Consider the following 13,137-nt stretch of genomic DNA (forward strand, 5'->3'; position numbering starts at 1 on the left):
TGAAAGTCGTGGCCTAGTCCGGAGCGCGAACTCTAATGCCAGGTCCATCCTCAGGGGAGCCTATGAACTCGATGCCTGACCGCTCATAGAAGCTTTTGAGTGTAAGGAGGTGGCCTTTTCTTGCCTTCGGAACGCCCTCGGTTGCTTCGTAACGTTTGAGAGTGGCGGTACCTATGGACGTCATTTCCGCAACGTGGGCTACAGAATATCCGAGTACTGCTCGAGCAGCGCGAAGCTGAAGAGCTGCGATGACATCTTGCATTATGATACCAATTAGATCAATTTAGTGCGTATGAAACATGATATCACCTCGAGTTGGCGCACGCATTTCGAAAGGCTCGAAGGGGCGTTTGCACCATCCACATTGCGCGCCTACTTTGCCGACGTCCAGCATTTTGAAACGTGGTGCAATGGGACAGGGGTTTCCGCTTTTCCGATCTCGACCGATGATCTTTGCAACTATCTGGAAGGCAATGGCCTTTCCTCCTCGCCCGCTACTGTGCGACGCAGACTCTATGCCATCCGAAAAGTCCATCGTCTTCTGCGCCTTCCAGATCCGACCTTGGACGAGGCGGTAAACATCACGATCCGGCGGATCAAGCGCAGAACGCTGTGCCGACCGAAACAAGCCAAAGGTTTGACATCGGAATACCTCGCACAGTTTCTAGCGGTGCAGCCAGACACGCCTTGGGGCTGGCGAAACCGTGCCATGTTGTCGCTCGGCTACGATCTGCTAACCCGTCGTTCCGAACTCGTAGCGTTGCAAACGGCAGATGTGCAATTTCGCGCCGATAGCACCCTGCGAGTTACGATCCGCAGGAGTAAGGCTGACCCCTTTGGGATGGGTCGCATTTCTTTCACCTCACGCCGGACCGCCGACGAAGTCGCCCGCTGGTTGGAATGGCGTGGTCCCGATATCGGTCCGCTCTTCTGCGCCATTTATCAAGGCAAGGCGATCGATCGTTCGCTGGAAGCGACCTTCGTCAAACGACTGATCAAGGAAGCTGCACGAGATGCTGGACATGAGCCGGCCACTGTTGATGCCTTCAGTGGTCATTCGATGCGGGTAGGTGCAGCGCAGGACCTGCTGGTGATGGGGCATGACGCGATTGCGATCATGCGAGCAGGGGGGTGGAAGTCGGTAAACGTCCTAGCAAGGTATCTGGAGCATTCTGAGCACAACGTCTGGGAGGGATGAAGTGAAAAGGTGAAACGCTGACTTTCCTGGCAGGCGGCCGCACGTTTCAGGACCGCTCGACAGGCTAGAAATCGTGGTCTCGCCACAAGGGTCAGACGTCGCGCACCACCCCGCCATCGGCCCTGGCCGGGGCCGGTGACGGGGCCAGTTTAGCAGAACGCAGATACAGAAGGGTCAGGACCCATTGATCTGCTTGAAGCTTCCGTGGTTGAGTGATTCAAGGTCCCGAAATTACGGGGTGGCGATGAGCAATCTTTTCTGGCTAGCTGGCGGTCGGCAATCTGCCGGCCGCGCTGCCGCGGATCGAAGAGATCATCGAACCTGCCAGCCTGATTTGTCCTTGAGGTTGTGGTGTCATGCGCAAGATCGGCGAAGACCGCAGCGAGCGGCTGGACATCGTTCCCGCCCAGTTGCGCGTGGTCGTGACCGTCCGTCCGAAGTATTCCTGCCGGATCTGCACCGACGGGGTGACCCAAGCGCCAGCGCTCTCTCACCTGATCATGGCGGCCTGCCGACCGATGCGACGCTCAACCATGTGCTGGTCAGCAAGTATGCGGACCATCTGCCTTTGTATCACCAGAGCCAGATCCTGTCGCGGGCGGGTCTTGATCTGCACCGCGCCGTGCTGGCCGACTGGGTCGGCAAGGCCGCGTTCCATTTGAAGCCGGTGGTAGACCGGCTCGCTGACCACCTGAAGCGATCAGGTAAGCTGTTCATGGACGAAACGACAGCCCCGGTGCTGGACCCGGGGCGCGGGAGGACAAAGACCGGATACCTCTGGGCGTTGGCGCGCGATGACCGGTCATGGGGCGGCGAGGATCCGCCCGGCGTGGTCTACTTCTACGCCCCCGGCCGCGCGGGCGAGAATGCCGAAACCTTCCTCACCGGCTTCGATGGCATCCTGCAGGTGGATGGCTATACTGGCTATAACCGACTGACCAAGCCTTCCCGCAAGGGTGGCGCGCCCGTTCGGGTGGCGCATTGCTGGGCGCATGCCCGGCGCAAACTCAAGGAAGTCTTCGACCGCGACGGTTCCGAGATCGCGGCAGAAGGGCTGCGTCGCATCGCCGAGTTCTATGCCGTCGAGGCCGACATCCGCGGCATCGCGCCCGGTCAGCGCCTCTCGGCCCGACAGGCCCGCACTTTGCCACTGGTGGCCGACTTCGGTGATTGGATGTAGGCGCAACGCCGCAAGATATCGCCGAAATCCCGGCTGGGTGAAAAGCTCACATACATCCATAACCACTGGGAAGGGTTGCAAACCTTCCTGACAGACGGACGTGTCGAGATCGACTCCAACAGGGTGGAAAACCTGATCCGCCCCATCGCCCTTAATCGCAAAAACGCCTTCTTCGCCGGTCACGATGAAGGTGTCGTCGCCTGGGGCCGCATCGCCTCGCTGATCGAAACCTGCAAGATCAATGGATCGAGCCCATCGCCTATCTCAAGGCCACCCTGACCGCCTTCGCCAACGGCCATCCGCAAAGCCGCCTCGACGATCTGCTGCCGTGGAACTTCACGCCGTCAAGAAAAGCAGTCCGTGGTCCACAGCGACTGCTTACGACCGAACGGACCGCACGGAAGGTCTACTGCACCCGAGACGAGGCACGCGCCGACGTCTTCGACTACATCGAACGGTTCTACAACCCGCGCAGACAGCAATCGAAACTGGGCTACCTGAGCCCCATGGAGTTCGAGGCCCGCGCTATGCTAGCTTAACCCGGGTGTACACGAAACCGGCAGCAGCTCAGTTACCCAAGTCCTAAGCCTAGATCGTAACTCAGCCGATGTCTGGTTCTTCGTAAGCGCTGTGCCGATCACACCATGACGGCGTAATTCCATGGGAGCAGGTCGCCGATCTGGCTTTGTTTGTGGCCTTTGACGATGGCGGTAAGCGTGTTTGCGAGCCAGACGTGTGGGTCGATCGCGTTCATCTTGCAGGTTTCGATGAGCGAGGCGATGACGGCCCAGTTCTCAGCCCCGGCGTCGTGGCCAGCAAAGAGGGCGTTCTTTCGGTTCAGGGCGATGGGGCGAATGGTGCGTTCGACGGTGTTGTTGTCGATCTCGACGCGGCCATCAGTCAGGAAGCGGCCAAGGCCGTCGCGGTATTTGGCGATGTAGGCAAGTGCTTCGCCCAAGGGCGACTTTGCGGAGGCGCGGGCGCGGTGGTAGGCCAGCCAGTCGTCGAGGCGGGCGAGGATCGGGGCGGAGCGGTCCTGCCGGATGGCCAGCCGGGTCGCGGGGGCAGTGCCGCGGATCTCGGCCTCTATGGCATAAAGCTCGCGGATGAGAGCCACGCCGTCCTCGGCAATCGGCGCGGGTCCGCTGCGGGTGATCTCGATCAACTTGCGGCGTGCGTGCGCCCAGCAATATGCGAGCTGAATGCCCGGACCGATCCGGTCCGCTGCGATCAAGCGGTTGTATCCGGCATAGCCGTCGACTTGGAGAATACCCCCAAAACCCTTCAATATCCGCTCAGCATGTTGCCCGCCCCGACCTGGGGCAAAGGTGAAGACCACGCCCGGTGGTGACGTGCCGCCCCACGGCCTGTCATCGCGGGCCAAGGCCCAGAAGTATCCGGTCTTGGTCTTTCTGGCCCCCGGATCGAGAACCGGGGCGCGGGTCTCGTCCATGAAGAGCTTGGTTGACCGCTTCAGGTCCGCCATCAGCGCGTCATGGACGGGGCGGAGTTCGAAGGCGGCGCGACCCACCCAATCGGCAAGGGTGGAGCGGTCGAGATCGACGCCTTGGCGGCTGTAGATCTGGGCCTGCCGGTAAAGCGGCAGGTGGTCGGCATACTTGCTGACCAGCACATGGGCGACCGTGGCTTCGGTCGGCATGCCGCCCGGGATCAGCCGCGCGGGGGCAGCCGCCTGAACCACGCCATCGGTGCAGGACCGGCAGGCATATTTGGGTCGGCGGGTGACGATGACACGGAACTGGGCGGGCACGATGTCGAGCCGTTCCGACACATCCTCGCCGATGCAATGCAGGCAGCCACCGCAAGCGCAGGTCAGGCTGTCCGGCTCGATGATCTCCTCGATGCGCGGCAGGTGCTTTGGCAGCAATCCACGATTGGCGGCACGCGGTTTGGCGGGGCGCTTGGCGGCCCGATCCGCGGCATCCTCTTCGGCATGGATCACGGCCATGGCCGTTTCCAGATCTTCCAGCGCCAGTTCGAACTGGTCCGGATCGCCCTTTTCCGATTTACGGCCGAAGACCGCCTGCTTGAAGGCCGCGACCAGCTTTTCTAGCCGTGCGATGCGCTCGTCCTTGCGCTTGTCACGTGCGTCCGCGGCAATCAGCATCGCCTTCAGCGCAGCAATTTCTTCAAGCAGATCAGCGGTCTCTGGCATGGCTGATGTTTACCAAACCACCATGGGCTATGCCTCCGGAAAGAGCACGATGAGTCATCCTGCCGCAGGGCAGAACCGGTCATTCCACGGCTTTGGGAGCCTTCGCCGCGACGGCCCGAACGCGCCGCCAATCGAGCCCCGCAAACAGCGCCTCGAACTGCGCATGGTTCAGCATCATGACCCCGTCCTTAACGGCGGGCCAGGTGAAGCTGTGTTCTTCCAGCCGCTTGTAGGCCATCACCAGACCGGTGCCGTCCCAATACAAGAGCTTCAACCGGTCCGCCTTCTTCGCGCGGAACACGAAGACTGTCCCGGTGAACGGGTCCTTGCGCAGCTCATTCTTCACCATCGCGGCCAGGCTGTCGTGGCCCTTGCGGAAGTCGATGGGCTTCGTCGCCACCATGATCCGCACCCGGTTCGACGGGAAGATCACGGGAAAGCCCGCAATGCCATGATCAGTTCCGCGAGCCGTGCCGCAGGTGTGGCAACATCCAGCCGTATCGTCACAGGGCCGATCAACAGATCAATCGACGCAGTTGAAACAGGCGTGTCCACTGCCTGCGCCGTCGCCACCGGCGCGGCGAACTCGGCTCCCGTTACCTCTGGCACGACCAGCTTGCCCTGCCGCGCAAGCGTCCGCCACGAAGACAGGTGGTTGGCCTTCACCCCATGCCGACCCGCCACCTCATTCACCGTGACACCAGGCACCAGCGTCTCCGCCACCATCCGGCCCTTCGCCTCGTCAGACCACCGCCGCTTGGCTGCCGGTGCTGCCAGCAGCTCCACAAAGCCGACGGCCTCCATACTGCGCTCCCGATGGACTCCCACTGACACCTCCCGTGCAAATCTCCACACGAGGGCGCATCGCAGCTTACGGATTCAGCAGGAAGGTGGGGTCGGCACAGCGCTTACGGTTCTTCGGAGAGGCTCTGTTGCACAAATTGGCTGGCGTCCGGACTTTCCCTGTCCCCGGACAGAGCTATCCTGCGACTTTCGTGACGGGGATGCCGAGCGCGGTGTAGTCGTTCAGCACGGCAACACGAATCTGGAACTCCGCGACCTGGCGGTCGAAGTCCCGCGCCATGAGGCGTTGACCCAGGAGTTTGACGCAGTGCATTTTCGTTTCTGCGCGGCTTCGGCGGTGATATCCGCTCCATCGTCGCCAGAGCGCACGGCCCAGGTATTTCGATGCCCGCAGTGCTTCGTTGCGCGCGACCGCGCCTGCCGTGATCGCCTTCCACGGCTTGGCGTTCTTGCGGGGCGTGATCACGGCATGGGCCCCGCGTTCGGCGATGGCGTCGTGGCACTTGCGCGTGTCGTAGGCCCCGTCGGCTGTGACGCTTGCGATCTGCTGATCGGGAGGGATCTGGCAGAGCAACTCCGGCAACATGGGCGCGTCGCCTGTGTCGCTGCTGGTGACCTCAACCGCCCTGATCTCCAACGTTTGCTCATCGATCCCGATGTGAATCTTGCGCCAGACGCGGCGCTTGGGACCGCCATGCTTGCGCGCGTTCCACTCGCCTTCACCCTCCACCTTGATCCCGGTGCTGTCGATCAAAAGATGCAGCGGACCCTGCGACCCCCGATGCGGAATGTTGACGGCAAGGGTCGTCTGGCGACGGCTCAGGGTGCTGAAGTCGGGCACATCCCAGTCCAGACCGATAAGGCAAAGCAGGCTCTCCATGAACCCGGTCGTTTGCCGCAGCGCCAAGCCGAACAGCACCTTTATCGTCAGGCAGGTCTGGACGGCGGCGTCGCTGTAGACGGGCTGTCGCCCGCGCTTGCCGGTGGGCTTCGCCGCCCAAACCATCTCAGGATCGAACCAGATCGCCAACGATCCGCGACGCTTGAGCGCCTTGTTATACGCGGGCCAGTTCAGCGTCTTGTAGGTCGGTGTGTTCGGTCTGCTCATGGCCTCCAGCTATCACGCTGGATTCACGAGATGAATCCCTGACAGGATTTGTGCAACAGAGCCCTTCGGAGAATTCAATAATCTTCTACGTTAAATCGAGCGCTCAATCCTGAAGTTAAAAAGTAGTAGCCCTGAAAACAGAAATGTTCGCATCACTAACGGTCCGCACCATAGAATTGGAACTGAAATAAGTGCTGAAATTGCGTAGAAGTCAAAAACCCAGCTTACCATCAAAAATACCAGCGCAACAAACACGGACCCGAAAACTGTTATAAATTGTCTATCAAGTATCGATAAAGCTCTTAGTGCGATCATCTCAATTGACCAAAGGACTGCCGTAAAGGCCATCAAGCCAGAAACAAAATAACAATAAAATCGAGTTAGTCCGCTATCAGAGGAAATGAAGCTATCTGGCAAGAAAAATATCCCGATCCATATCAAAAATAGCGACACAAGCCCACCACTGGTTCCGAAAATCAAGTTAAAGCGTAGCTGCCTCCGGACCACGCCCTGGGCTATTGACAAATCGCCACTTTTCTTTGCTTCCGAGAAATCATATAAAAAATGTGACAACGTAATGGAAAGCAGTAACAGAGGTACGAACAAAACAAAGCGCTCAAACAGGTAAATCAAGGCGGCTAAGCCTGGAATTGACAGTGCCGCCGCGTGCGCAAGGAGGGGAGCCACCTGCTGCGCCAAAGCCTGCATGAGAATCGCAAAAAAACTGCGAATCCTGCGCGCTGACGGTTCCCAATCCAAACACAAGCGACGGCCGTAAAGGCCAATTAAAAGCAGTGAACCTGCTGCAACGGTGACTGGAGGCAAAAACATTAAAGGAATAAATAGCTTATGATAGTCATCTACACTTATTAGAAAAATAAGTAGCAAATAGAAGCAAAAAACTACGTTCACAATCACCACTGCAAGCGAATTCGCCTCTCTCAGGAAGATCGAAGAATAGGCAACCATGAACCCTGCGAAAACAACAGTTAAGCTCCAAAATACATATAGAAAACCAGGGAGTATTCTATTGCCATCAGGCCCCACGACGAAAGATACGAGTGGACCTGCAGCAATGGAGGCAATGATCCCAAATAAAGAAATAATGATCGCGACGTCGCCAATGCGTGCAATCTCTCTCTCGCCGTTACGATTTGCAAAAACCCAATTTAAGCATGCAAAGTCTGCCAGTGACGACCAATGACTTGTAAATAAGCGCACTAATCCAAAAAATGTATCGAGTAACTGTGGTGTCCCTAATGTCAAAGCCGCAAGGCCATCACGCGCAAACCCAAGTGACCGCGCAACCAGATTAAGAGAAAACACACTAAGGTGACGTCCACGCAATGTCAAACCACCCACCCTAATCGAATTGAGGGTTCACGGGGGAGAATATTTCCAAGCCGCTGGATGGATTTCTCAAATACAAATTCCGCATTAGCAAGTCTGTCGCAGGGGGCATAGCAATTACTCACAATTTCAAGATCTTCTTTATGTATATTAGAGGGATTGCTAAAATCGGAAAATTTCGCTTCAAAAAGTGCACGGCTGAACGGATAGGGCCGTGCGCTTTAGCTGGTGAGTTTCGCTTCGGAGTCCGCCAATCGAGTCCATACAGTTCGCAAAGCAAAGTCTCCGCGTCGTCAGGCACAAAAAAACTTACGCCGTTGAAATTAACCGTGTGCTTGAATTTTAGATATTTTTCTTTGATAGAATCCGGGCCACATTTTCGAAAAAATCCAACGCGCTTAAATAAGTAAATGTCTATGTAGTCATTGCGGCGCATCAGTGAGCAGAGTCCATTCTCATAGCGCACGAGTTCTAGACCAGCGCTGCGCAAATCCCACAGTGCATTAAATAGTCTTTTTCGATCCTCATACATCATATATATATCAACGTCTTCGTCCCACTCAATGAAGTTTCCCTCGCGAACAACTCCCAAAAGCGTTCCAAAGATCAGTCCGAACTTTAATTCATGCCGGTCGAGGACGCGCTTAGCCAGGCACAAATTCTCGAACGAAATCTCACGGTCAATTTTCCCTCGCCCATGGTAGAGAGCCACCTTTTCGAAGGAGTACCTACCGTTATCAGTTTCGACAAATTGTGTACTCATTTTTTCTCTCAGCCTGGAGCGGATTGCAAATAAAGATAAACAACGCATCTAGCTTTACTTCTGTTCCAAGACGCTTGTCTGGCAGGTTGATGAAAAAAGCAACATCATAAGCCGATTGTCAATGCACTATCTTCCCTTGCGAACGGTTGTTCCGCCCACTGCTGTCTTCTGCGATTATAACCAAGGCTATAATTTAAGCATTTTTATCTGCATCTGCTGTACATTTTTCTCACTGGCCACTTGATCAGTCAAATCCGTGCTCGATCGTCCCATTGACCAATGCACGGATCTGAGAACTGCTCGTTGTTTGTGTGTAAGGAAAATATACAACGCTAACACCCTTATCCATAAAAAACTCTTCATACCTCTTGAAGCGCTCAGAGCCGAAGTAGTCGCTTCCGACAAACAGTTTGTTATACCTGATTTCGTGCCATATTTCAGTGTCGTGGGGAGTTGACTTTACAGCACGATCTACAAATTTCACTGATCGTACAATCTCAATCCGCTCATCAAAGGGAATGAAGGTTGGCTTACCTTTCCACGCTCCGCTTTCATGGACACCGACAACCAAATGATCGCAATTTGTCCGTGCCTGCTTAATTATATTGAGATGACCAACATGAAAAAGGTCAAATGTTCCGCTCAGATACCCTATAACGGTCATGATTTCATGCGCTCCATCTTGTAGTTGTAGCTTTCCTGCCCAAACGATTTCGGGTCTTTAGCATAACGATCTAAAACACCCCGGTAGGTTTTTTCGTAATCCAAAATGATACGACGATCCCCACGCTTCATCGCGGAAATAATCTGAATGGCATAGTCTCCAAGCGCCTCAATCTTCGTTGGCCCCCCATAGAACGAGGTGGCTTCAATGTAGCCAGGGATAACCTCTAAGATTAAATTTTTACTCCCGCTCATTTCTAATTCGACATTGACGCTTTCTATGTAGCTGTGAGCAAATGCTTTTGCCGCAGCATAAGCTGCAAATAGCGGTGAAACTACTAATGACGAGATGCTTGTTATGGCGACGAATTTAAAATCATTGGGCCCAGCTAAGTGCAAACTACACTTTCTAATGAGTTGCGTAAGGCTGAGAGCATTCACTTGAGCAAGATTGTAAAGCTCGTCTTCCGGTACTTCGCTAAAGGGCTTGAGCTTCCCAAATCCAGCACAATATATGACTGTGTCGAATCCTGAGACATCAAAGTCATGAATCCATGTTCGATCAGTAACATCGACGTGCCTTAATTCCACTTCGTGCAGCGAGGCTCTTTTGGAAAAAGACGGATCAATCTTCGATCTTCCGCAGGCCACAACTCTTTTATAGTTTCCGTCAACAGCTAACTTCTCAGCGATCGCTAGTCCAAGTCCCTTTGTCCCACCAATTACAATTGCGTTTCTCGGCAAGGTCGGATCCCCCATTTAGGTTCGATTGATACTCTTCTTTTCATTCAACTGAAACGGCGCGCACCATCCAAGTGCAATGACAAGCGGCAGAACGAACGCGGAACTGTATCCGCCCCCAGTAGCAAACGCAAAAAGCATTACGACGACCAAAGGTATTACGGGTAGGCCTTCTTTTCTAAGAAGACGTCCAACCTTCACAATGGATGCTAAGATAAGGGCTGCACCTGGGATTCCAAAATACACCAAGATCCAAATATAAAAATTATCTATGGTAGTAAAATTTCGGCCTTGCCAGTCAACTAGGTAATATCGACCAATTAGCTCGGTAGGATCGTTAACGGGAAGGCCAATAATGCTTTCTGAGACCACATCAGCCACTAACTGGATGGGGCCGTAGAGGCGAATATAGATTGCAGGATCATTTGCACCAAAGTTTTGCAGTCGTGAGAAAAGATAGGTGGTGCTAGCTTGGAGTAGAAGAAAACCTATGATAACAATGAGCGCTGCAAGCCCGATTACAAAAAGTACTTTATGGCGTCTGATCGAAACCATGGTGACTGTAAGTGTTACAAAAGAAAGTGACAGCCAGCCCGAGAGTGAGAAGGTACAGATTATGCTCAGCGATAGTATAACGACTGCACTGACTTTCCAAAGTGGAGCAGTTTTTTGACTGGAAAGGCAGATTGCAAGCGCAAACAAACTGTACATCGCTGCAACTGATGGTTCTGAATAAAAGCCGTTCGGTCGCTTAATCGTTGCGCTTGGATCTGGCATGTACGCACCGATTTGGGAGAAGAGTTCTCCTTGTGGTCCGACTGGTGAGAACTCGCCAAATGGATTCTGCCATGCGAAGGTTCCAAAGTGATTCATCGCTATGAACTGAACAATCAGAAGGAGTGCATGCGCTGTCATGCCAGCAATAAATATTTGCGCAAAGCGCTCGTGAACGAATAGACGTCTCTTCCAGGGAGCACTTACTATTAGCACAACGCTCATTAGAAGAATTTGTAGAAGTGACTTAGTTGTTTCAGGTGTGTTGTTTGTCCCGATGCTCTTTATACAAGCAAAGACAAAAATTAACGTAAAGAGATAGATCGATGCTCTGGATACAGCCAAACCTCTCCATAGCGAAATAATAAGTATGCCAAGCAGAGCTATAAATGCCGCATTAACATCAAAGCCCGCAATTTCACCTATGGTAAAATTGGAGAAAATACAACCTGTTGCCGCCGTCCATGTTGCTAGAAGACCGGCAGTGTTCTTATTCCCGTCAAGTTTGTTTTGTTGTGATTTGTAGCCATTAGCGAACATAGGATAATGCTCGCAAATAACCAGTTATTGCTAGCTTTCGCGCTATGCTTAGAAGCCTCCAAGAGAGGCCCACCTGCAAGATTTCTGTCTGTATCCGCCAATGGTCAGTCAGTAACTTCCGCCAGTTTGAGCTTGAGAAAGAGTTACCACCTATGGGCGTTTCCGAAACCACAATGGGCAATGAGAGGGCAGCCCTTTCCTTTACTGAAGCAGCGTAAATTTCAGCTACCGTGGCATAGTCCGCACTGACTGGAAATCTTGCCGAATATTGAAATCTCAAATGGGTCTGTCGCTCAAAAAAAATCGCTTGATGAGACGTGGGCATGCGATGCCACAGGTGTCTTTCGGGATCGAGGACAGAGCGGTGACGTACTTTCCCATCTGGTAAGAGAAGATTTACTTCGCAAAATAGCATCGCAACGTCGAGATCTGAAATGTCTGGAACCATTTCAAAGATTGATTGGAGCGCGTCTGAAACAAGTTGGTCGTCAGCATTTAAAAACACTACGAAGCTACCAGTACATAAGTTTAAACCTTTGTTCATAGCGTCATAAATGCCTTTGTCTGGCTCGGAAACTTTAACGCTTGTGATTTTGGAATATGCTTCCAATACTTCGAGAGTTCCATCGGTCGATCCACCGTCGATAACTACCCACTCGTACAAGGAGCTGTTCTGTCTCTCGATGCTTTGCGCAGTGCGGATCAGGCCTTCTTTATTGTTGAGAACAACTGTAACTATCGAGAATAGTGGATCGATTATCGCTTCAGGACGCATACCGCTTTGTTGCCTTTCTTTATGCTTCACCGGATGGCGACCGTTAGCACCTAAACGAGCGGTGCTGAACTTCCGCACGTTCAGGAAGATATCGTTAGTTCCTTCGACAGTTAACTAAGAGTGGTTGAACGATTGGTTTGGTACCAACGGTAGGTCTTTTTCAATCCCTCGGGCAATGTGAGGTTAGCGATCCAACCCAGCCTAGATAGCTGGGCAACATCCATCAGTTTACGAGGCGCTCCATCAGGCTTGGAACGATCATAGACGATGCGCCCATTAAACCCAGTTACGTTTGCCATTTGCTCAGCAAGTTCGGCGATAGACACATCGATGCCTGAACCGACATTTATATGGCTTAGCATCGGCTGAGTGTTTGCTGTGTAGGCCGCGCGGTCCAGGTTCATCACGAACAGGCTCGCATCCGCCATGTCGTCGACATGGAGGAACTCGCGCCGTGGTTTGCCGCTTCCCCAAACTACGACTTCTCCCTTTTCGTCATGCACCGCCTCATGGAAACGCCGCATCATGGCGGGGATGACGTGGCTATTCTCAGGATGAAAGTTGTCGCCCGGCCCATAGAGGTTCGTTGGCATAATTGACCGATAGTCCGTGCCGTACTGTCGGTTGTAGCTCTCGCAAAGCTTGATGCCGGCAATCTTGGCTATCGCATAGGGTTCGTTCGTCGGTTCCAACAGACCTGTTAAGAGTTCGCTCTCTGCCATCGGCTGTATAGCCTCCCGTGGGTAGATGCAGGACGAGCCTAAGAATAGGAGACGTTCCACCCCTGCGCGGAATGCCTGATGAATCACGTTGGTCTGGATCATCAGGTTTTCGTAGATGAATTCTGCTGGATAAGTGTTGTTGGCGTGGATGCCTCCGACTTTAGCTGCGGCGAGGATCACAGCATCCGGGCGCTCCCCTTGCATGAAACTTGCAACGGCGGCCTGATCGGCTAGATCAAGTTCAGCATGGGTGCGAGTGATGGTCTCGACGCCCTGCTCCGTGAGACGGCGGAGAATGGCGCTTCCGACCATTCCGCGGTGCCCGGCAACATAAATGCGCATA

Annotated in this window: 12 protein-coding genes and 2 pseudogenes; 3 read left to right on the forward strand and 11 right to left on the reverse strand. The window is 53.9% G+C overall.

Features of this window, described 5'->3' with window-relative positions; all coding sequences use genetic code 11:
• Nucleotides 1-292 precede the first annotated feature (292 nt).
• From HYN69_RS18295 to HYN69_RS18305, 3 genes and pseudogenes are all read left to right on the forward strand, one after another.
• Nucleotides 293-1,198: a tyrosine-type recombinase/integrase gene (locus HYN69_RS18295; RefSeq protein WP_108437366.1), complete on the forward strand. Its 906-nt coding sequence runs from the start codon at nucleotides 293-295 to the stop codon at nucleotides 1,196-1,198.
• A gap of 275 nt (nucleotides 1,199-1,473) precedes the next feature.
• Nucleotides 1,474-2,716 (forward strand): annotated as a pseudogene (tnpC, locus tag HYN69_RS18300) (IS66 family transposase); the annotation flags it as partial.
• A 39-nt stretch (nucleotides 2,717-2,755) separates the two neighbouring features.
• Nucleotides 2,756-2,917, forward strand: a pseudogene (locus HYN69_RS18305) (IS3 family transposase); the annotation flags it as partial.
• A gap of 98 nt (nucleotides 2,918-3,015) precedes the next feature.
• Here the strand turns inward: HYN69_RS18305 and tnpC (HYN69_RS18310) are convergent.
• The 11 genes from tnpC (HYN69_RS18310) to fcl form a co-directional block, all read right to left on the reverse strand.
• Complete coding sequence (tnpC, locus tag HYN69_RS18310; RefSeq protein WP_108434424.1) at nucleotides 3,016-4,554, reverse strand: IS66 family transposase; 1,539 nt, start codon at nucleotides 4,552-4,554, stop codon at nucleotides 3,016-3,018.
• Between the two features lie 79 nt (nucleotides 4,555-4,633).
• Nucleotides 4,634-4,957: an IS66 family insertion sequence element accessory protein TnpB gene (tnpB, locus tag HYN69_RS18315; protein WP_108437002.1), complete on the reverse strand. Its 324-nt coding sequence runs from the start codon at nucleotides 4,955-4,957 to the stop codon at nucleotides 4,634-4,636.
• A 26-nt stretch (nucleotides 4,958-4,983) separates the two neighbouring features.
• Nucleotides 4,984-5,358 carry a transposase gene (locus HYN69_RS18320; protein WP_108434425.1) on the reverse strand — a complete coding sequence of 125 codons (375 nt, stop codon included), beginning with the start codon at nucleotides 5,356-5,358 and terminating at the stop codon, nucleotides 4,984-4,986.
• Between the two features lie 175 nt (nucleotides 5,359-5,533).
• Complete coding sequence (locus tag HYN69_RS18325; protein WP_108437367.1) at nucleotides 5,534-6,466, reverse strand: IS5 family transposase; 933 nt, start codon at nucleotides 6,464-6,466, stop codon at nucleotides 5,534-5,536.
• 90 nt (nucleotides 6,467-6,556) lie between these two features.
• Nucleotides 6,557-7,792: a hypothetical protein gene (locus HYN69_RS20700; RefSeq protein ID WP_216824707.1), complete on the reverse strand. Its 1,236-nt coding sequence runs from the start codon at nucleotides 7,790-7,792 to the stop codon at nucleotides 6,557-6,559.
• Nucleotides 7,793-7,937: 145 nt separating this feature from the next.
• Nucleotides 7,938-8,579, reverse strand: coding sequence for a LicD family protein (locus HYN69_RS18335; protein WP_159082544.1), 642 nt, complete (start codon nucleotides 8,577-8,579; stop codon nucleotides 7,938-7,940).
• A gap of 244 nt (nucleotides 8,580-8,823) precedes the next feature.
• Nucleotides 8,824-9,243, reverse strand: coding sequence for an adenylyltransferase/cytidyltransferase family protein (locus HYN69_RS18340; RefSeq protein WP_108437370.1), 420 nt, complete (start codon nucleotides 9,241-9,243; stop codon nucleotides 8,824-8,826).
• A complete protein-coding gene (locus HYN69_RS18345) occupies nucleotides 9,240-10,001 on the reverse strand; it encodes an SDR family NAD(P)-dependent oxidoreductase (protein WP_108437371.1) in 762 nt (253 codons plus the stop codon). The genes HYN69_RS18340 and HYN69_RS18345 overlap by 4 nt, the downstream gene beginning before the upstream one ends.
• The gene (locus HYN69_RS20705; protein ID WP_159082545.1) at nucleotides 10,002-11,297 is read right to left on the reverse strand and encodes an O-antigen ligase family protein; all 1,296 of its coding nucleotides are present in this window, start codon (nucleotides 11,295-11,297) and stop codon (nucleotides 10,002-10,004) included.
• A complete protein-coding gene (locus HYN69_RS18350; RefSeq protein ID WP_159082546.1) occupies nucleotides 11,287-12,150 on the reverse strand; it encodes a glycosyltransferase family 2 protein in 864 nt (287 codons plus the stop codon). Before HYN69_RS18350 ends, HYN69_RS20705 begins: the two co-directional genes overlap by 11 nt.
• A gap of 32 nt (nucleotides 12,151-12,182) precedes the next feature.
• On the reverse strand, nucleotides 12,183-13,136 hold the full coding sequence (gene fcl / locus HYN69_RS18355) for a GDP-L-fucose synthase (protein ID WP_108437373.1): 954 nt from the start codon (nucleotides 13,134-13,136) through the stop codon (nucleotides 12,183-12,185).
• Between the last annotated feature and the right edge of the window lies 1 nt (nucleotide 13,137).

It is taken from the genome of Gemmobacter aquarius (assembly GCF_003060865.1).
Classification (GTDB): Bacteria; Pseudomonadota; Alphaproteobacteria; order Rhodobacterales; family Rhodobacteraceae; genus Paragemmobacter; species Paragemmobacter aquarius.